Annotated in this window: 19 protein-coding genes; 13 read left to right on the top strand and 6 right to left on the bottom strand. The window is 33.1% G+C overall.

From position 1 onward, the window contains the following. Positions 1-111 precede the first annotated feature (111 nt). From nadE to ctlX, 12 genes are all read left to right on the top strand, one after another. Entirely contained in the window at positions 112-2,121 is a 2,010-nt protein-coding gene (gene nadE, locus QZ659_RS04040; RefSeq protein WP_291722232.1) for an NAD(+) synthase, read from the top strand. 211 nt (positions 2,122-2,332) lie between these two features. Further along, positions 2,333-3,154, top strand: coding sequence for a class I SAM-dependent methyltransferase (locus tag QZ659_RS04035; protein ID WP_291722228.1), 822 nt, complete (start codon positions 2,333-2,335; stop codon positions 3,152-3,154). Positions 3,155-3,499: 345 nt separating this feature from the next. Beyond that, positions 3,500-4,087, top strand: coding sequence for a Crp/Fnr family transcriptional regulator (locus QZ659_RS04030; protein ID WP_291722226.1), 588 nt, complete (start codon positions 3,500-3,502; stop codon positions 4,085-4,087). A gap of 110 nt (positions 4,088-4,197) precedes the next feature. After that, entirely contained in the window at positions 4,198-4,635 is a 438-nt protein-coding gene (locus QZ659_RS04025; RefSeq protein WP_291722223.1) for an SRPBCC domain-containing protein, read from the top strand. Between the two features lie 87 nt (positions 4,636-4,722). Further along, the gene (gene crtD, locus QZ659_RS04020) at positions 4,723-6,219 is read left to right on the top strand and encodes a 1-hydroxycarotenoid 3,4-desaturase CrtD (protein ID WP_291722221.1); all 1,497 of its coding nucleotides are present in this window, start codon (positions 4,723-4,725) and stop codon (positions 6,217-6,219) included. A 78-nt stretch (positions 6,220-6,297) separates the two neighbouring features. Further along, entirely contained in the window at positions 6,298-6,738 is a 441-nt protein-coding gene (locus QZ659_RS04015) for an STAS/SEC14 domain-containing protein (protein WP_291722218.1), read from the top strand. Positions 6,739-6,748: 10 nt separating this feature from the next. Next, complete coding sequence (locus QZ659_RS04010) at positions 6,749-7,894, top strand: TRAP transporter substrate-binding protein (protein WP_291722215.1); 1,146 nt, start codon at positions 6,749-6,751, stop codon at positions 7,892-7,894. A gap of 74 nt (positions 7,895-7,968) precedes the next feature. Continuing rightward, positions 7,969-8,595: a regulatory protein RecX gene (locus QZ659_RS04005; protein ID WP_291722212.1), complete on the top strand. Its 627-nt coding sequence runs from the start codon at positions 7,969-7,971 to the stop codon at positions 8,593-8,595. A 239-nt stretch (positions 8,596-8,834) separates the two neighbouring features. After that, a complete protein-coding gene (locus QZ659_RS04000) occupies positions 8,835-9,647 on the top strand; it encodes a hypothetical protein (RefSeq protein WP_291722209.1) in 813 nt (270 codons plus the stop codon). 51 nt (positions 9,648-9,698) lie between these two features. After that, positions 9,699-10,499 (top strand): hypothetical protein, encoded by an 801-nt coding sequence (locus QZ659_RS03995; protein WP_291722206.1) that lies wholly within the window; start codon positions 9,699-9,701, stop codon positions 10,497-10,499. A 111-nt stretch (positions 10,500-10,610) separates the two neighbouring features. Then, positions 10,611-11,528, top strand: a complete 918-nt coding sequence (locus tag QZ659_RS03990; RefSeq protein WP_291722203.1) for a dimethylarginine dimethylaminohydrolase family protein — start codon at positions 10,611-10,613, stop codon at positions 11,526-11,528. A gap of 26 nt (positions 11,529-11,554) precedes the next feature. Then, positions 11,555-12,499 (top strand): citrulline utilization hydrolase CtlX, encoded by a 945-nt coding sequence (gene ctlX / locus QZ659_RS03985; protein ID WP_291722200.1) that lies wholly within the window; start codon positions 11,555-11,557, stop codon positions 12,497-12,499. A gap of 55 nt (positions 12,500-12,554) precedes the next feature. Here the strand turns inward: ctlX and QZ659_RS03980 are convergent, their stop codons facing one another. From QZ659_RS03980 to coaBC, 6 genes are all read right to left on the bottom strand, one after another. Beyond that, the gene (locus tag QZ659_RS03980; protein ID WP_291722197.1) at positions 12,555-13,568 is read right to left on the bottom strand and encodes an IS110 family transposase; all 1,014 of its coding nucleotides are present in this window, start codon (positions 13,566-13,568) and stop codon (positions 12,555-12,557) included. A gap of 576 nt (positions 13,569-14,144) precedes the next feature. Further along, a complete protein-coding gene (locus QZ659_RS03975; protein WP_291722194.1) occupies positions 14,145-15,074 on the bottom strand; it encodes a hypothetical protein in 930 nt (309 codons plus the stop codon). A 9-nt stretch (positions 15,075-15,083) separates the two neighbouring features. Beyond that, positions 15,084-16,601 carry an MBOAT family O-acyltransferase gene (locus QZ659_RS03970; protein WP_291722191.1) on the bottom strand — a complete coding sequence of 506 codons (1,518 nt, stop codon included), beginning with the start codon at positions 16,599-16,601 and terminating at the stop codon, positions 15,084-15,086. A 100-nt stretch (positions 16,602-16,701) separates the two neighbouring features. Beyond that, on the bottom strand, positions 16,702-17,223 hold the full coding sequence (locus QZ659_RS03965) for a DinB family protein (protein WP_291722188.1): 522 nt from the start codon (positions 17,221-17,223) through the stop codon (positions 16,702-16,704). A gap of 9 nt (positions 17,224-17,232) precedes the next feature. Beyond that, positions 17,233-17,730: a hypothetical protein gene (locus QZ659_RS03960; RefSeq protein WP_291722185.1), complete on the bottom strand. Its 498-nt coding sequence runs from the start codon at positions 17,728-17,730 to the stop codon at positions 17,233-17,235. 4 nt (positions 17,731-17,734) lie between these two features. Further along, on the bottom strand, positions 17,735-19,102 hold the full coding sequence (coaBC, locus tag QZ659_RS03955; protein WP_291722183.1) for a bifunctional phosphopantothenoylcysteine decarboxylase/phosphopantothenate--cysteine ligase CoaBC: 1,368 nt from the start codon (positions 19,100-19,102) through the stop codon (positions 17,735-17,737). Positions 19,103-19,241: 139 nt separating this feature from the next. Between coaBC and QZ659_RS03950 the strand changes: the two genes are divergently transcribed. Next, a complete protein-coding gene (locus QZ659_RS03950) occupies positions 19,242-19,565 on the top strand; it encodes a hypothetical protein (protein ID WP_291722180.1) in 324 nt (107 codons plus the stop codon). The last annotated feature ends 79 nt before the right edge of the window (positions 19,566-19,644 follow it).

The raw sequence follows: 19,644 nt of genomic DNA, 5'->3' as shown, positions 1-19,644 counted from the left end.
TATTAAAATTCCGTTAATCCAACCAATAGAAATTGTATTTTTGACACTAAGTTAAATTTGACCTAAAAAGCCACTGTCGGTATCTCCACCAACAATAAAAACATATTTCCTATGAAATTACTAAAAGTAGCCTGTGCTGTTCTGAATCAGACTCCAATGCACTGGGAGAAAAATAAGCGAAATATTTTGCAAGCCATACAAGAAGCAAAAGCAAGAGAAGTAAGTGTACTTTGTTTGCCCGAACTTTGTATCTCTGGCTATGGCTGTGAAGATATGTTTTATTCGCCTAATGTTTTGGAACAGTCTGTTCGTGTTTTGTATGAAGTTTTGCCTCATACAAAAGGGATTATCACTTGCTTAGGATTGCCAATAATGTATCAGAATCGTACCTTCAATGCTTGTGCGCTTTTAGTTGATGGAAAAATTGCTGGTTTTGTAGCCAAACGGTTTTTGGCAGGAAACGGGATTCATTACGAACCTCGTTGGTTTACACCGTGGGTGGCTGATAAGCACATCAATCTAACACTTCAAAACCCAATTACAAAAGAAAATGAAAGCTATCTTTTTGGAGATATTTATTTTGAAGTAGGAGGAATAAAAATTGGCTTTGAAATTTGTGAAGATGCTTGGGTAGCACACCGTCCAGGGCGAGCTTTATCAAACTATGGTGTAGATGTGATTATGAATCCATCGGCTTCGCATTTTGCTTTCAATAAAATTAATGTTCGGAAGCGTTTTGTATTGGAAGGTTCTCGTGCTTTTGGAGTAGCTTATTTATATGCAAATCTTTTAGGAAATGAAGCAGGGAGAGCCATTTATGACGGAGGAACAATCATTGCTTCGGCTGGAGAAATTGCCAATATCGGACAAAGACTTAGTTTCCATGATGTTTTGGTTACCAGTGCAGTCATAGATATTAATGCCAACCGAATTGCACAATCACAAGCAAGTATGAATTTTGATTTGCCAAATACACAAGAAAATAAAATTACATTAGATTATTCTTTCCCTAACATTGACCCAGAGCCTTATGACCCTAGCGAATCTAAATGGGAGTATAGTAATTTCATTCAAGAAGAAGAATTTACACGAGCTTTAGCATTAGGGCTTTTTGATTATCTGCGAAAAAGTCGTTCTCGTGGGTTTGTGGTGTCGCTTTCTGGTGGAGCAGATTCGGCAGCTGTGGCGTGTTGTGTGTATTTGCTTGTAAAACTAGGAATTGAAAATATTGGCTTGGAAGAGTTTAAAAAGAAGCTCTATTACATTTCATCTATTCAAGATTTACAATCAGTAGATGAAATTGCTAAACAACTTCTGCTTACAGCCTACCAACCGACAGAAAACAGTTCAGATACAACCCAAAATGCAGCCGAAAAATTAGCTCAAGCCTTAAATGCTACCCATTTCACCTTTAATATCAATGAAGTGGTAAAAGAATACCACAAAATTGTAGAGCAAGGTTTGGAACGTGAGCTTTCTTGGAAAACGGATGATATTGCCCTTCAAAATATTCAAGCTCGGGTTCGTGCGCCTTCGGTTTGGATGTTGGCGAATATTTATAATGCACTTTTACTTTCTACTAGCAACCGTTCGGAAGCTGCCGTAGGATATGCCACCATGGATGGCGACACGAGTGGAGGACTGAGTCCGATTGCTGGAATTGATAAATTTTTCTTAAGAAATTGGCTCAAATGGCTAGAAACAAAAGGCGTCTTGACGTGGAATGAAAATGAAGAAGCTCATTATTTTAAAATAGAAAATCTCAAATACATCAATGAGCAGCAACCCACAGCCGAACTTCGTCCACTAGAAAACAAACAAACTGATGAAGACGACTTAATGCCTTATGATTTATTAGATGCTATTGAGGAGGCTGCCATCAGAGATAAAAAATCTCCTGCCGATTGTTTGAAACTCATGAAAACTAAATTTAAACAATACGATGAGCAAAAATTAAAAGAATGGACAATCAAATTCTTTAGACTGTGGAGTAGAAACCAATGGAAACGAGAACGCTATGCGCCATCATTTCATTTAGATGACAAAAACCTTGACCCAAAAACGTGGTGTCGTTTTCCAATTCTCTCTAGTGGATTTGAATATGAGTTGGAGCAGTTGTAGAAAATACCTATATTAGCAGTCTGTTAGATTATTCATAACATAGCATCTGCGTCTTTCCAAAAAGACCACATTGGTTAGCCATTACCAAACCATTAAAATAATCTTTTTTTGATGTGCAGATGTTTATGCTCTTTTTTCTATAATTTTTCAATCGAAAATTAGTCGTTTTTCTCTCGCTTATAAAACAGAGAATTATGACAAGGGTAAATTTATGAATAATAAACAACTGATAAGTAAGCAACTAGAAGACTTTTATAACAAAGCCTCAGAAGAAACTCGCCTTGAAAAGGGAATGGGTATTTTCGAATTTGAACGAGTTAGGTTTCTAATAGAAAAATACCTTCCTAACAAGTCAATAAAAATAGTAGATGTAGGTGGAGGAACAGGAAAATATGCTGAATGGCTTTCTAAAAAAGGACATGAGGTTCACATGGTAGAGCCGATTCCCAAACATTTAAGAATAGCAAAACAAAGAGCTAGTAGGCTGAAAAATAAATTTTCCGTTTATAAAAGTGAAGCAACACAATTAGACTTCCCAACAGGTTTTGCAGATGTTGTAATTCTGCATGGCCCTCTGTATCACCTACAAAAAAAAGAGGAACGAGAAAAAGCTATACAAGAAGCCAAACGTATCTCCAAAAACAACGGAATTATAATCGGTTTTGCTATTAATCACACAGCATCAACTTTAGTAGGACTTCTGAATGGACTGCTTCATAAAAGAGCCTTTTTTGAAATGTGTAAGGAAGAACTCACTAATGGAATCCATAATCCTCCAGCAGATTTTCCTTGGCTTTTGACAGAAGCATTTTATCATACACCTAACCTTCTTAAAGAAGAATTCGTAAGCGAAGGACTTAATTTTCTAGATATGTACGCTGTTGAGGGAATGATTTGGTTAGATAAAAATTTCTTTTCTAATCTTGGTAAGACAGATACTAGAAAAACTCTTATGGAACTTCTACATCTTACTGAAAATAATTTTGAACTCCTATCTTTTAGTCCACATATAATGATAGCCACTCAAAAATAAATCACAAAAATAGAAAATAAAGAAAAATACTATCAAGCGTTAAAACTCAATAAAGGAAAACTAAATGAAATTGACCTTGGAGAAACACTAGGGTTTGATGAAGCTGAAACTAGAAAAATCATAGCAAGGCTTTTGTCGGAACATAAAATTGAATATAATGCAGAAAATAACTGCGACTACAGGGTCTTGAAACGTAAATAGAACAGATATATTTGTTTTTATATTTAGAGTGTGAACTAATAAAGTGTCACTTTCTACTTCTCCTTAGTGGGTTTGAGTATGAATTGGAGCAGTTGTAGAAATTGTGTTTTTAAGTATAAGCGAAACAATATTTAATCTTTTAAAATGAAAAAGTCTTCTTTAGAGTTACAAACTTATATTTCATCGTATTTTGGTATTAATCAAGCTCAAAGTCTTGAAAAAGTAAGTGATTTGTTTGAAAAAGTAGAACTTAGAAAAGGAGACTTTTTTCTTAGAGAAAATCAACATTGTAATACGCTCTGTTTTATCAAGAACGGTTTATTAAGAATTTATGCCCTCAAAGATGATAGAGAAGTTACACAATGGATTTCCACTAAAGGCTATTTTGTAACAGATATTTCATTTTTCAAATTGGAAGGAAAGTCTCGCTGGAATATACAGGCTTTAGTAAATACAGATATTTATCTGATCACAAAAAGGAAATACAAAATGATTGAAACTATTGAGCCCAAATGGTTTGAATTTGAAAAAATGTTTATTGTCAAATGCTTTGAAATATTAGAAAATAGAGTGTATAGTCATCTTTCTATGAGTGCAGAAGAAAGGTATAATGCATATTTCAAAATGAATCAAGAAGTTTTTAATCAAGTTCCATTGCAATACATTGCGTCTCTTTTAGGAATGAGTCCAGAAACGTTAAGCAGAATTAGAAGAAAACAACTGGAGGTTTAGCTTATCATACAAAATGTATGAAAATATTTTCTTGATATAGGTCAAGAAGTAGATTGATAAGAAACTTGATATTTGTATTGTTCAAATATCATTTAAATCAATACTCAATTATGGCTTATCAAATTCAGACTTCTATCAATATTCAAAGTACACCTCAAAAAATTTGGTCAATTCTGACAGACTTTAAAAATTATCCAAATTGGAATCCATTTATAAAATCTATAGAAGGAACGCCAAAAGTAGGAAATAAAATAATAGCTAAAATTCAACCTCCTAATTCTAATTTAATGAGTTTTACACCAAAGGTTCTTGTTTTTGATGAAAATAAAGAATTTGTTTGGTTAGGACATTTATTATTTAAAGGTTTGTTTGATGGAGAACACCGTTTTAAGCTCATCGATAATCAAGATGGTACAACTACATTTGTTCAAAGTGAAAACTTCAAAGGCTTATTTGTTCCTATTTTCAAAAGTCAGCTAGACAAAAATACACGAACTGGTTTTGAACTGATGAATCAAAAACTAAAAGAATTAGCTGAAAACGAATAAAATAACAATAGGATTAAAACATAAAACTTAATTTTGTAATTAGGTAGAAAACAATAGACCATTTTTACAGAATTAAGTTATATTTTAATGAGAAAAGCAGCCATTATCGGAGCAGGAATTGCAGGAATAGGAACAGCCATTCATTTAGCCAACAAAGGATATAAAGTAGAAGTTTTTGAAGCCAATAGCTACGCAGGAGGAAAATTATCAGAGTTTTGGAAAGATGGATTTCGTTACGATGCTGGACCTTCTCTTTTTACGCTGCCAGAACGAGTAGAAGAGCTGATTTTGAAGTCTGGAAAAAAAGTAGAAGATTATTTTTCTTATGAAAAACTAGACACTATCAATAAATATTTTTGGGAAGATGGCACAAAACTAGAAGCTAGTGCAGATATAGAAGAGTTTGCAAAGCAGTTAGAAGAAAAAATTGGTGAACCCAAAGAAAACGTATTGCAATTCCTCAAAAACAGTAAAGAAAAATATGATTTGACGGCAGACCTTTTTCTCACTCGCTCGCTTCACAAAGCAGAAACTTTTTTTAATAAAACTGCCCTTAAAGCCGTCTCACAGATTTGGAAATTAGAGCTTTTCAAGACGATGAATGAAGCAAATCGTTCTAAGTTTGAGAAAGAAAAAACCATTCAACTTTTCAATCGTTATGCAACCTACAACGGTTCTTCGCCGTATGTTGCTCCTGCACTTCTCAATGTAATTCCTCATTTAGAGTTTAACAAAGGTGCATTTTTGCCCACTGGTGGAATGTATGATATTACAAAAAGTCTTGTGAAGCTAGGGCAAGATTTGGGAGTGAAATATCATTTCAATAAAAAAGTAGAGGAAATTCTGATTGATAAATCAAATAATAAAGTAACAGGTATAAAAGTAAAAGATTCTAAATCCGAAAATGTAAATTCTGAAAACTTAGATTTTGATGTAGTGGTTTCGAATATGGATATTGTTCATACTTACAGGAAGTTATTACCAAACGAAAAAGCACCAGAGTTTCTATTACAACAGCAAAAATCTTCTTCTGCCCTTATTTTTTACTGGGGAATGAATGCCGAGTATAAAGAACTAGATTTACACAATATTTTCTTTACTAAAGATTACAAAAAAGAGTTTAATGCCCTTTTTCGTGGTAAAACACTCTATCAAGACCCAACTATTTACATTTTTATTTCCTCTAAGCATATCAAAACAGATGCTCCAAAAGACTGTGAAAACTGGTTTGTTATGATAAATGCACCCCACAATGACGGCTCGCAAGACTGGGATAGTTTGATAGAAAAAGCAAAGCAAGATATTATCAAAAAGCTAGAGCGCATTTTGATGCGAAATGTTGAAGAAAATATCATTTCAGAATCTATATTAGACCCACGAAAAATCGAACTCAGAACATCGTCTTTGGGAGGTTCATTGTATGGAAATAGTAGTAATAATCGTTATGCTGCTTTTCTTCGCCATGCTAATTTTTCCAAAACAAAAGGACTTTATTTTTGTGGTGGAAGTGTACACCCAGGTGGAGGAATTCCTCTTGCTTTATCTTCTGCCAAAATCGTAGGAGAGATGATTGAAGCAGTCTAAAGTTTTATTACTTGCCTAATAAATTGTATATTTATAGTATTAGAACTAAATAATATTTTTGATAAATGGTTTGTTATTATGGTTTTGTATGAAGTGGAGAATGCTTTTTTGTTTTATGATAGGCAGTATGATATGATTTCTTTTAAATGGTTAGGAGCTGTAAGTGATGAAGAGTACCGAACAGCTGTAAAAATTGCTTATGAAAAAACAGTAGAATTTGAAGTTACTCGCTGGCTAACTGATACAAGGGAAGGAAAAGTAGTTTCGGTTGAGGCACAACAATGGATGCTAAAAGAGTTTATTCCTAATTATATTGCAAAAAGCCCACTTCGAAGAGTTGCCTTTTTAGTTTCTAAAGATATTTTTAGACAAGAATACATTGATAAAGTCAAACAGTCGTTTGATAACTATCAAATAGAAGTTTTTGAAGACCCTAAAAAAGCAAAAAAATGGCTAACCAAAATGTACAGCAAAAAAGAAGATATAGAAAATGAATTGAGAAGACAAGCCAACTCATAATCCTCAAGAAATGTCAAAAACTAATATTAACCCATCCACCAATCGCCGAGATTTTCTAAAAAAAGGCTCATTAGCAGCAGCAGCACTTTTAGCTGGAGGCTTTTCAGCGTGTTCTTCTGAAAATAAAAAAGAAGAGCAAAAATCAGATGTTCCCATTACGTCAGATGAAGTTTTTGAGTGGCAAGCCACTACTACTTGGCCTCCAAATTTTCCTGTTTTGGGAGAAGGAGTACTAAAGATGGCAAAAGAAATAGAAATTCTTTCTGCTGGAAGATTAAAAATTACCGTTTTTGGTGGTGGAGAGCTTGTTCCTCCTTTGGAAGCTTTTGAAGCTGTTTCATTGGGAGGTGTCCAGATGGCACATGGAGCGTCCTATTATTGGGCGGGGCGTTTGCCATCATCTTCATTTTTTACGGCTGTTCCCTTCGGAATGAATGCCCAACAGATGAGTGCGTGGCTTTTTTATGGTGGTGGTTTAGAGCTTTGGAGAGAACTTTACGAACCTTACAATTTGATTCCTTTTCCGTGTGGGAATACAGGTGTTCAGATGGGAGGGTGGTTCAATAAAGAAATCAATACGCCAGAAGATTTGAAAGGATTAAAAATGAGAATACCGGGCTTAGGAGGAAAAGTAATTTCTGCTGCTGGTGGTTCGGCTGTTACAGTAGCTGGGGGTGAACTTTATACAAGTTTAGAACGTGGTGTAGTAGATGCAGCCGAATGGATAGGACCTTATCACGACTACAACATGGGTTTTCATCGTGTTTCGAAATATTATTACTATCCAGGGTGGCACGAACCAGGGTCTGTTTTAGAACTTATTGTGAATAAAGAAGCCTTTGGGAAACTACCTTTAGACTTACAGGAAATCGTCAAAACAGCAGCATTAAAATATAATTCCTTGATTTTATCAGAATTTGAAGCTAAAAATAATTTTTATCTACAAAAAATATTGAAAGAAGCTCCAAATGTACAATTAAAGCAATTTCCAAAAGAAGTTTTAGATGTCTTGAGAGAAAAAACAACTGATATTTTAGATGAAATTGCTTCTAACGATGAGTTTACTGGGCGTGTCTATGAGAGCTTTAAGACTTTCAAGAAGCAGGTCAAAAAGTGGGGAGAGGTTTCAGAACAGTCTATTGTTGATTTTTTGTAGAAGTTGATGTAGCACGCTCTAAAGAGTGGAAAATTATAGCGCATCAGAGAAATTAATTATACAAAAACAAAATCATGGCAAAAAAACAAAAACCACTAAAAAGAACTCCATTAAAGAAAAAAGAATACAACCCAGAAGATTTTAAAAATAAAGAATATAAGACGAAGAAATATAAAAAGAAAGAGTACAAAATAAAAGATTACAGAGAACTCAAAAAGCGAGAACCCAAGCCTTTCGTACAACTCACACCCAAAGAAGCTTTCTTAAAATTAGCTGCCTTTTGTGCCTATCAAGAGCGTTGTCATAAAGAAATCTACGAAAAACTGGCAGAATGGAAAATCGATGAAGGTGACCATTATGCTATCATAACACTTTTAGAAGAAGAAAACTTTTTGAGTGAAAAGCGTTTTGCAGAATCGTATGTGAGAGGGAAATTTAATTATAAAAAGTGGGGACGAAAAAAAATTAGATATGGATTAGTACAAAAAGATATTTCAGAAAAAGTAATTAGTGATGCCCTAGCTTCTGAAATTGATAAGCAAGAATATTTTTCTGTTTTGTATGAGCTTTTAGAAAAAAAATGGTCAGATTTGCTAGAAAAAGAAGACGATGCTTATAAAAGAAAAGTAAAAGCGACGAATTATGGACTACAAAAAGGTTATGAAGCAGGACTCATCAGAGAAATTCTTAGTGATTTTTAAAGCAGTAGCTTTCAACTTTCTGTAACTAAGTAGTTGAGTAGTACAATTTAGTTTATAAAAACTATTGTCAAGGTCTGTTTTTTTCTTCGAAAAGATCCTTGACAAAGTTAAAATTCAACTTTTTATAAAATTGCACTAGCTTTTGAAAATAACAAAATTATACCAGCTAACTACTTAATATAAAATTTTGTTTTACTATCTGTAAGGAAAAGATATTCTTTTTCCATAACTAAGAAATAATGCTCCATTCACACCAACTTACATCGAACCATCAAGATTTCCTCAATCAAAATCGAACTGACCCCATTACAGGAGAAAAAATAGAAGAGGGGCATACAGTTGTAGTTTGTGCTGCTTGTAAATCAGCTTTTTTTATTGAAAGTTGGGAGTATTTAGGACATTCGCATTGCGACCAAACCGAAACTCTCAAGTTTTTACCTCTTCCCCAAACACTTTATCTAAAAGCAAATGATAAGTACACACAAGAAGTGCTAAGTTTTGGGTTTGCTGATAGTCATATGTTTATGGGAAATGATGATAATTCTGGCTGTTTAATATCTTTTCTCTTAAGTATTGTATCTTTTATATTTGCTATTGTTATAGGGAATGTTTTTAGCGGAGGTGTAGGCTTTTCTATTTTTATAGTAGGTATCGTATTGAGTCTTATTAGTGGATTTATTGTAGATGCAGGAGCAACACCAAAAAATATAGAAGATAAATCTATCACAGAAATGGAAAACCTAGAAGCCAGTTTAAATTTATTTATAGATTACAAATCAAGAGGTTTAGAAGTGCAAAGTAATAAAACAAAAGTATTACGATATTTTTTTGCTTTTGAAGATATGATAGAGTTTAAATACCACATTATTTATCATCCAAACACAGAACTAGGTGCGCTTTACTGTCAATTACAAATAAGAATAACAATGAGACAGCAGTTTTCCACAACTTACTTTGCTACTATCCACAGAGATACTATTCCAGAATGGAGTGAGTTTATTTCAAAATTACCTACTGATTTAAGAATTATCAATACACCTTTTCAACAGTAACGACTTTTTACAAAAAACAATATCTTATATTTACTTTGCACATAAGAAATAATGTTCCACTCTCATCAGCTTACAGCGAATCATCAAGACTTTTTAAATCAAAATCGAATTGACCCCATTACAGGAGAAAAAATAGAAGAAGGGCATACGGTCGTAGTTTGTGCTGCTTGTAAGTCTGCTTTTTTTATTGAAAGTTGGGAGTATTTAGGACATTCGCATTGCGACCAAACTGAAACACTCAAGTTTTTGCCTCTTCCCCAAACACTTTATCTAAAAGCAAATAATAAGTACACACAAGAAGTGCTAAGTTTTGGGTTTGCTGATAGTCCTATGTTTATGAGTAATAATGTAGGGTGTGTCTTTTCTATATTTGGAGGGTTTATTTCCATTATTTTTAGTCTTATAATAGGCGAAGAATCTAATGAAATTGTGGGATGGATGGCATTTTTTATTCTTTTTGGTTCTTGTTTGACGTATGGAATAAAGTCTATTTTACCAGCAAAAACAAAAAATAAATCCATTAAAGAAATGGAAAATATGCAGTCAAAATTTTCTATTTATATAGACTATAAATTAAGAGGATTAGCAATAGAGAATAATAAAACAAAAGAGCTAAGAGAATTTTTTGATTTTGCAAGAATAACAGAGTTTAAATATCATATTATTTATCATCCTAATACAAATATAGATGCCCTTTATTGTCAGTTGCAAATAAGAATAAAAACTAGAGTTAGAAAAGAAAATTACTTTGCGACTATTCATAGAGATACCATTCCAGAATGGAGTGAGTTTATTTCAAAATTACCTACCGATTTAAGGATTATAAATACGCCTTTTCCTGCAATACAGTAATTGATGGGTTGATGTCTCTATGAAATCGAATTAAATTTACAATATTTGCAAAAATAAAGCTCTAAAAATAAAAATAATCAACCCTTTTCGATAAAAACTTGAAAATTTTATATGATAGATATATTTGTAAATGATGAAACTTCCCCTTTGAAAGCAGTTATCTTAGGAGCTGCTAGGCGCATAGGCAGAACACCACACTTTGAAGAGGCGTATGACCCAAAATCAAAAGAACATATTATTGCTGGTACGTACCCAAAGGAAGCTGATATGGTAGCAGAAATAAAAGCATTTTCAAATGTTTTGGAAAAGTATGGCGTAAAAGTATATCGTCCCGAAATTATTGAAGACTACAATCAAATTTTTGCTAGAGACATTGGTTTCGTGATTGAGGATAAGTTTATACAACCTACCATCCTCAAGGATAGAAAAGAAGAAATAAAGGGAATTCAATATATTTTAGATGAAATTGACTCCCAACAACTTGTTGTAGTACCTGAAGGTGTGAGAATTGAGGGAGGCGATGTAATGCCGTGGAAAGACCATATTTTTGTAGGCTATTCAGAAAAAGAAGATTTTGATAAATATGTGGTGGCAAGAACTAACCGAGCAGGTTTAGACTTTCTTACCAAAGAATTTCCCAACAAAAAAGTGAAAGGATTCCAACTCAATAAATCAGACGAAGTAGCCAAAGACAATGCGTTGCACTTAGATTGTTGCTTTCAGCCTATTGGAAAGAATGAAGCTATTATTTATAAGGGTGGTTTTAAATTTGAGGAAGACTATAATTATCTGAAAGAGTATTTTGGAGAAGAAAATCTAATTCATATCAACAGAGATGAAATGTATGAGATGAACTCCAATGTTTTTTCTATTAGTCCGAAAGTAGTAGTTTTGGAGAAAAATTTTACTCGTTTAGCTACCGTTTTAGAAAAAAGAGGATTTACAGTAGAGAAAGTTCCCTATTCTGAAATTTCAAAAATGGAAGGATTATTAAGGTGTTCGACCTTGCCACTAGAAAGAGCAAAATAAAATTATAACCTCATAAAATAAATGGAATGACAAACCAACAAAGCACTTCTACACTAATGATGATTCGTCCTGTCAAATTTATGTTTAATGAACAAACAGCCGTAAATAATTATTACCAAAAAGCTATAGCTGGACTAAGCGAATCCGAAATACAATCAAAAGCCATTACAGAGTTTGACCAATTTGTAGAAAAACTAAGAACTAAAAAAATCAATGTCATTGTAATAGAAGACACACTCACTCCAAGCACGCCAGACTCTATCTTTCCAAACAACTGGGTTTCTTTTCATTCAGATGGAAAAGTTGGTTTATATCCTATGTTTGCAGAAAATAGAAGACTGGAAAGACGACCAGATATTTTAGAAAAATTACAAAGCCAAGAAGGTTTGAAAATAAAAAATGTGATAGATTTTTCAGACTATGAAGCTGAAGGACTTTTTTTGGAAGGCACAGGTAGTATGATTTTGGACAGACCAAACAAGCTCGTTTATGCAGCTATTTCAGTGCGAACAGATGAAAAAGTTTTAGAAGATTTCTGTGAAAAATTTGGCTATACTGCCATTAAATTTACAGCGAATCAAACCGTAGATGGTAAAAGGTTGCCTATTTATCACACCAATGTAATGATGTGTGTTGCAGATGAGTTTGCCATTTTATGTGCTGATTCTATTGATGATTTGGAAGAAAGAAAAAATGTCATTGAAAGTTTAGAAAAAACAGGCAAAAAAATCATCGAAATTAGCGAAGAGCAAAAGCATCATTTTGCAGGAAATATGTTGCAGGTAAATGGAACAGATGGCAAATCTTATCTTGTGATGTCAGCAGCTGCTCATCAGTCGTTAAATGAAAGTCAAGTAGAAAGAATTGAGAAATATTGCGAAATTTTGAGCAGTTCTTTAGATACTATCGAAGCCCTCGGAGGGGGAAGTGCAAGGTGTATGATGGCAGAAGTATTTTTGCCTAAAGCGTAGTTATACCAATATAAAAACTATTTTGCCCTTTTTTTGTCGGTCTGAATGTTAGGGATTATGCAACTTTATTTTGATATTTATTTTCATACATTCTATTATCTCTTACTAAAGCAAAGGCTCTAAGAATAAGTTTGTTTTGAATAGCATTTAAAATGACCATTTTTTCTTTTCCCTCTTTTAGTTTTCTTTGATAGTAGTCGTTTAGTTCTCCCTTTGTTCGTGTAATGGATCTGGCACAAAGGGTTAATAGTGCTTTCATCTTTCTGTCAGATTTTTTGGAGACACTACTTTTTTTTCTAAGACTAGTTCCTGAACGATTTTCAAAGGGTACTACTCCACAATAACAGGCTAATTGTTTAGCAGACTCAAACTTAGTAAATGCTTCTGTAACAATAATTAGAGCAATAGAAGTTACTTTTTTAATACCTGGTATAGAACAGAGTATCTTCATGATACGAGTAAGTTGGGTATCTTCCTTTATAACTTGTTCTAGTTGTTTTTCAACACTTTCAATATCTTTATCTAATGCTTTGAGTGTCCGATAAGTAGCTTTCTTTTTGATGTGATAAAGTTCTTTTTGGTCATATTTCTGTGCTTCTTTGAGGTCAGTAAGTAGTCTTTTTCTACTTTCTACAAGCTGACTTCTTACAGATTGCATTGCCTTTAGTTTTCGAACAGAGAGGCTACTAGCCTTATATAAAAGTGCTTTATCAGAAAAGCGAGAAGCATACTCTCCTATTCTCATCGCATCTACTTTATCGTTTTTACCTCTTCGTAGACCTAATGAATGTTTAATAGAATAAGCATTTTCTATCCAAATGCAATAGGACTGACTACTTAGTGAAGAAAGTAGAAAGTTCATGTACCTGCCCGTATTCTCTAAACATAGTAAGACTTGAGAAGGAGTAAAGTCAGAGTAAGTAGAAGATAGGTTAGCAAAATAAGTTTCTATAGAGGAGACCTCGTTTTTTATTTGATGATGACTTAGGTAGTGCTGACCTTGATAAAGTGCGATGTCCAAAGTAGATTTACTTACATCTACGCCAACAAAGTATTTGTAATTGAGCATAATCGATAGTAGTTTTATGGAAGATAAATCAGTAAAAGACGTGGAAAAATCTGTGTTATTTAAAACCTTGCTAACGAGCCTATAAACTCAAAATGTTAGTTGAACCTTACAGGTAAATGAAAAGCAGGATTTGTTCAGACCATAGACCTTTCTGTCTACCTCTAGCGATAATTCGCCTACTTTTCTACCACGTTTTTTCTTTATTACAAAAAAAGAAAAAAGTATGTACTTTACAACTTGCTATAATAAATACAAACCTAAAGGCTCTACGAGACTGACCTTATTTTCCAATTAGGTCAGCCCAATAGGGCAGTACCGACATACTTTTGATGCAGTTTAACTTTTATGTTGGTAAACTGACCTTTTTATATGCAAGCTCAGATTACATTTTTTGTCTTACTTATTTTTAATTCTTTCTAAGAGTTCGTCCAAAATCTCATCTTCTTCATCTAATAAATAATCTTCAATAACAATATCTGGAATTACTCCCTCTTGTTTTTTGCTTCCACTGACACGAACAGTATAACCCTTTGAAATTGCAATAGAAATTCAATGATTTAGCTTTATAATTTGAAATTAGTTTGCAGTATTTAGATGCTTTTTTATATCAAAAATAAGATGTTTCATACGTATATCAATTCCCTTTCTGTTCAAATGATAAGGGGAATCAAAAAATAATGAGTCAGCAAATACATATTTCGAATAAGGGCTAGAATAATCTAAACTTTCTTCCTCCAGTTTATTGTTTATTTTTTTAATAATTTTCTCATTTAACCTAAACTGTGAATCTTGAATGATGGGAGGTATAATTATGAGAGTTATATTTTTTTTATTCATTCTATTTTTGAATTTTTTCAAAAATAAAAAAGCATCATTGCTGATATTGGGCTGCATTTTAAAATTGTATATATATTCTTTAGGGCTTTTATTCCAATGAGATACCACATCTCCGTAAGGGTTAAATGAATTTAACGAATATATTTCAGAGACTTGCCCACTATTTGAACTCTTCAATACGCTATGAGCCACTTTTTTTAGAGTGTATTTATGAATTGAACTTGAAAGTTCTGAATAGCTTGAGAAGTCGAAAAACTTATAATAATCTTTATTAATGTCAAAAGATAAAGCAACTAAAGGCTGTCCACCATAAAAGTAATTTAAAAATTGTTCATACTCTGCTCCAAGTACAATAACATCTCCCTCTTTCATCTCATCTTCAATCTCTAATAGCATATATTTTAGACCGACATCTGCGTGTAAACCCATATTGACAACAGAATAATCAAGTTGTTCTTCTATTTTCTTGCTATCTAAGCCAAATGCCATGCTAGAACCACCTACAAAAACCATTTTTGGAGAAGATACATTTTCTAATCTTTCTCGCTTATTTAAACTACCATACAAATAATTATCTTTTCTAAGGTGTGAGTCTAAAAAAAATAACCCAATCGTGTAAAACAAAATAAAAGGTAAAACGAGAAGTGATATTTTAATTACTGTTTTCATAACATACACTTAGAATTGAAAGTAGATAAATGTAGAAGCCTCTCCAAAACTGCCCAAGAAGATAATAGAAGCTATAAAAGCATAATATAGTCCCCATCGTAGAATCCAATGTAGTTTTGAAATTTCTTCTCTTAGAGAATGGTTTCTCTGTAGAAAGTGCACTGTTTCCATAATAAAAAGCCCAAAAAGAGTTATCAAAAACTCATAAAATTTGATTCCTAAATTTTGGTTTTGTAAGGTAAGGTCGCTTTTCAGATAAGCCGTAGAAAATCTGATAAAAGTTTCTTTGAAAGGCAAGAAAAGGTCTTTGATTTGAGCTAAAAAATTACCTTCCACACTTTTTTCCAAAATCAGAAAAGCATCAGAAACATTATTAGCTCTAAAAAATACCCAAGCCACCAAGACTAAAAAAAATGTAATGCTGATATGGAAAAATTTATAAAAAAGACTTTCTTTGGAGATAGAAAACTTAGAATAAATCCAATTACTAATAGGTTGAATCTGTAGGGCTGCAATGAGATAAAAGCCATGCAAAGCTCCCCAAATGACAAAAGTCCAGTTTGCTCCGTGCCATACCCCACTAATAAGAAAGGTAATAAACAAATTGTAGTACCAACGCCATTTTACTGTACGATTACCTCCTAATGGTATATAAACATAATCTTTAAACCAGCTAGAGAGTGAAATATGCCATCTCTTCCAAAACTCTGAAATGGATTTTGAAAAATAAGGACGGTCAAAGTTTTTCATTAAATTATAGCCCATTACTTGTGCAGCACCAATAGCAATATCAGAGTATCCAGAAAAATCGCAATAAATTTGAAAAGCAAATAAAATAGAAGCTATCCAAATACTAAGACCTGAAAAGTCAGAAGGACTGTTATAAACTTGATTAACTACAATAGCTACTCTATCAGCAATAACCAATTTTTTGAAAAACCCCCACGCCATAAGTTGTAAACCCAACTTAATTCGTTTTTCATCAAAAAAATGCTTTTCTCTAAATTGGGGAAGTAAATTGGAAGCTCTTTCAATCGGACCTGCTACGAGTTGTGGAAAAAAAGAGACAAAGACAGCAAAAATACCAAGGTGTTTTTCAGCTTTTATTTCTCCATTATATACATCAATAGAATAACTAAGCGTTTGAAAAGTATAAAATGAAATTCCCATAGGCAACACAAGATGCATCAATGGAATCTGTAAAGTAGAAGGAAAAACATAATTAAAGCTAGAAGCAAAAAAATCAAGGTATTTGAAACTAAACAAAAGCCCTAGGTTAGATAAAATACTGACATAGAGATATGGCTTTCGTTCATTTTTAGTACTTTTTTTACTCATTTGGTTGCTTGCCCAATAGTCAATACAAGTAGAAAAAATAAGTAGTAAAATATATTCTACTCTCCACGCCATGTAAAATACATAACTCGCTACTAGCAAGATTATCCATCTATAACGAAAAGGAAAAGCAAAGAATAAAAAAATGACAAAGGGAAAAAAGAGTGCAAACTCCCACGAGTTGAAGACCATAAAAACAGAGAAATTATCTATCTAAGCCAAATGATTGTTAAGAATAATGAACTGCAAAGTTATGATTTTAATTGAAAGCTATTTCAAATCTCTATGTCTTTCATCTGAGATTTTCTATGGTTTTTTGATGGTGATGTTGTACGTGATAAACGGTAAAATACATCATCTCACGTAGCGTAAGTTTGCCAAGCAAAGGATGAGGCAGTAGCAACGTATCTAATTCCTCCTCTGAGAAATTTTCTACTTGAGTGCTTAATGTAAAAGTTACTTTCTTCAAGGATTTTAAGAGAGAGCCTTTTTGATTTGCGCTTATTTTATTGGGAACAAAACGATTGGGCGCTTTTCCTCCTTCTTCTAGCTTTTGATGGTATTTTGCTACTATTTCATCATAAGAACGTCCTTCACGATTAGATTTACCAATTACGACTTTAAGCAGAAGATTAGGAAGTAGAAATGCTTGCGTGATAGGCTTGACAGATTTTATCATGTGTTCTACTTGCTGCCCTGCTGTCCATTTGTCTTGAATGGATTTTTCAAAATCTTCATCACTTAGCGTACTGACATAGTCAATAAAAGCATAATGATGTTCACAAATTTGGTCGATTAGTTGTTGTTTAGTCATTTTATATTTTTATTTAAAATCATCAAATTTTCTCTTCCAATTTCGTATAAGATACACTAATTCTTTTAGTTTATTATTCATCTTACTATCAGGATTCCATACCAAAGTTTTATTCTCTTTTCCTATTCGAAGTTTACACGTCAGACCGTCTAATACGATTCCTTCAAAGTCTATGGTGTTTAATAATGTCCATTCTACTTTGTCAAAATACGCTCTGTCTGTGTCATTTAAAGATACTTCATTTTCAATGATTGCTAGCCTATCTAAATTGTATATTCCTTTATCAAATCTTGAATGGTCATATTTTGCATTCCATTCTTTTCTCTTCAAAAAATACTTTGAGTTATTTTTATCAAACCATAAAGCATAAGAAAAAGCATAACGTAGGAAAAAAGGAACTTCTACATAAGTAAACAAATGCTCAAAATCTTTTTGTTTTTCATATTCCATCAGCTCGTTTTCTATGGCTTCAACGAACTGATTTCTATCATTCGTAAATCTTTCCATCTTTCTAAAACTCCTCTTCCTTATTGATTTCAAACTTCTTATGAACTGGTTTCTTGACTTCTTCTTTCTTTTCTTCCTCCAAAACTGGATTTTTCTTAAGGTCTAACTTTTCAATAATAGTTTCCAAAATATCTTTTGCTACTTCAGTTTTTGATTTGAGTTCAAAATCTTTTTTACCTTTTGCATCAATAATGCTGATTTTGTTAGTATCGTGTCCGAAGCCTGCACCTTTTTCTTGCAAAGAATTAAGAACAATCATATCCAAATTCTTCTTTTTGAGCTTTGACTCTGCATTTTCTAATTCATTATTAGTTTCCAATGCAAAGCCTACCAAAAACTGACTACTCTGTTTTTTTCCTCCAATCGTTGCAGCAATATCTGGATTTTTGGTCAGTTCAATAACCATGTTATCTACGCCTTCTTTTTTCTTGATTTTCTGTGTCGCTACTTCCAACGGACGATAATCTGCCACAGCAGCAGCAAAAATGAAAATATCTGTTTCTTGAAAAACATTTTCTACGCCCAAAAGCATTTCATCTGCCGAACCGACTTTTGTAATTTCTACGCCTTCTGGCACTTCTAAATTAGAGCTAGAAATAAGCATAACTTCTGCTCCTAATTTTTGTGCTTCTGTTGCAATGGCGTAGCCCATTTTTCCAGAAGAATGATTGGTAAGGTAACGCACAGGGTCAATGGCTTCACGAGTTGCTCCTGCTGTAAGTGTGATTTTTTTACCTTTGAGGGGCAAATAAGGAGGTTCTATCTCTTTTGTAACAGCTTTTTCTTGCTTATAATTTTCAAAGAAGTCATTCAAAAAACTAACGATATTTTCGGGTTCTTCTAATCTTCCCTGTCCAACGAGTCCACTAGCAAGCTCTCCATGAGTAGCTTCAATCAAGATGTTGCCATAGCTTTTTAGAAATTCCAAATTTCGAAGCGTTGAGGGATGCTGATACATATCCAAATCCATTGCAGGAGCAACAAAAACAGGACAGCGAGCTGATAAATATGTCGCAGAAAGCAAATTATCACAAAGTCCGTTGGCAAGTTTTGCAATTGTGTTTTCAGAAGCTGGTGCAACAACAAATACATCTGCCCAAAGTCCTAAATCGACGTGGTTGTTCCAAACACCTTCTTTATTTTTTATAAATTCAGTCAAAACAGGTTTTTTGGAAAGTGTGGCAAGTGTGAGAGGAGTAATAAAATCAGTTGCCGATTTTGTCATGATTACTTGAACTTCACAGCCTTGTTTTACTAACAGACGCACCAAAAGAGCCGATTTGTAAGCTGAAATGCTGCCACAAACACCTAAAAGAATTTTTTTGTTTTTTAAATGATTTGTAGAGTTATGAGAAGTGGAAACAGTTGCCATAGAGAAGAGTTTGTGTATAATTTACTTTGAACCAATAACAAAAATAAGCGAAAAAGAACCTCAAACAAAAAATAAGCGTTTCTAAAAATGTAGAACACTCTGTAGAGTGTTGAAAATAATCATCAAAATTTTATGAAAAATGAACGATTACGAAATAGACTATTCAAAGTATCCGAATTTGGAACACGAAGAAGAAGAAAAATGTGAGCTTTGCGAACGAGAAAAACGACTTAGTTTTCATCATCTTATTCCTAGAAAAATGCACCGAAAAAAGCCTTTTTTAAGAAAGTTTGGAAAAGAAGAAATGAAAACACGAGGAATTATGGTATGTAGAAAATGTCATTCTACGATTCATAAGTTTTGGGATGAGAAAACACTAGGCGAAAAATACAATACCAAAGAAAAGCTTATGGCAACCGAAGAAATGCAGAAGTTTGTGGCGTGGGTAAAAAAAGTAAAATGAATAATTTGAAATTTGTTGGGACTATACTTTATACATTTTTGCTCGCTTAGAAAAATATCTGTAATTTTCATTGTCTATT

Origin of the sequence: Bernardetia sp. (assembly GCF_020630935.1) — a bacterium.
Lineage (GTDB): Bacteria > Bacteroidota > Bacteroidia > Cytophagales > Bernardetiaceae > Bernardetia.
This window is presented reverse-complemented; position numbering and strand designations above follow the sequence as displayed.

Excerpts from the sequence above, each read along its gene's own strand:
- ctlX (WP_291722200.1), top strand. The coding sequence starts at position 11,555 with ATGACAAACCAACAAAGCACTTCTACACTAATGATGATTCGTCCTGTC.
- QZ659_RS04025 (WP_291722223.1), top strand. The coding sequence starts at position 4,198 with ATGGCTTATCAAATTCAGACTTCTATCAATATTCAAAGTACACCTCAA.
- QZ659_RS03950 (WP_291722180.1), top strand. The coding sequence starts at position 19,242 with ATGAACGATTACGAAATAGACTATTCAAAGTATCCGAATTTGGAACAC.
- QZ659_RS03995 (WP_291722206.1), top strand. The coding sequence starts at position 9,699 with ATGTTCCACTCTCATCAGCTTACAGCGAATCATCAAGACTTTTTAAAT.
- QZ659_RS03960 (WP_291722185.1), bottom strand. The coding sequence starts at position 17,730 with ATGGAAAGATTTACGAATGATAGAAATCAGTTCGTTGAAGCCATAGAA.
- QZ659_RS03965 (WP_291722188.1), bottom strand. The coding sequence starts at position 17,223 with ATGACTAAACAACAACTAATCGACCAAATTTGTGAACATCATTATGCT.
- QZ659_RS04000 (WP_291722209.1), top strand. The coding sequence starts at position 8,835 with ATGCTCCATTCACACCAACTTACATCGAACCATCAAGATTTCCTCAAT.
- QZ659_RS03970 (WP_291722191.1), bottom strand. The coding sequence starts at position 16,601 with ATGGTCTTCAACTCGTGGGAGTTTGCACTCTTTTTTCCCTTTGTCATT.
- QZ659_RS04030 (WP_291722226.1), top strand. The coding sequence starts at position 3,500 with ATGAAAAAGTCTTCTTTAGAGTTACAAACTTATATTTCATCGTATTTT.
- QZ659_RS03990 (WP_291722203.1), top strand. The coding sequence starts at position 10,611 with ATGATAGATATATTTGTAAATGATGAAACTTCCCCTTTGAAAGCAGTT.
- QZ659_RS04015 (WP_291722218.1), top strand. The coding sequence starts at position 6,298 with ATGGTTTTGTATGAAGTGGAGAATGCTTTTTTGTTTTATGATAGGCAG.
- coaBC (WP_291722183.1), bottom strand. The coding sequence starts at position 19,102 with ATGGCAACTGTTTCCACTTCTCATAACTCTACAAATCATTTAAAAAAC.
- QZ659_RS04010 (WP_291722215.1), top strand. The coding sequence starts at position 6,749 with ATGTCAAAAACTAATATTAACCCATCCACCAATCGCCGAGATTTTCTA.
- QZ659_RS04005 (WP_291722212.1), top strand. The coding sequence starts at position 7,969 with ATGGCAAAAAAACAAAAACCACTAAAAAGAACTCCATTAAAGAAAAAA.
- crtD (WP_291722221.1), top strand. The coding sequence starts at position 4,723 with ATGAGAAAAGCAGCCATTATCGGAGCAGGAATTGCAGGAATAGGAACA.
- QZ659_RS04035 (WP_291722228.1), top strand. The coding sequence starts at position 2,333 with ATGAATAATAAACAACTGATAAGTAAGCAACTAGAAGACTTTTATAAC.
- nadE (WP_291722232.1), top strand. The coding sequence starts at position 112 with ATGAAATTACTAAAAGTAGCCTGTGCTGTTCTGAATCAGACTCCAATG.
- QZ659_RS03975 (WP_291722194.1), bottom strand. The coding sequence starts at position 15,074 with ATGAAAACAGTAATTAAAATATCACTTCTCGTTTTACCTTTTATTTTG.
- QZ659_RS03980 (WP_291722197.1), bottom strand. The coding sequence starts at position 13,568 with ATGCTCAATTACAAATACTTTGTTGGCGTAGATGTAAGTAAATCTACT.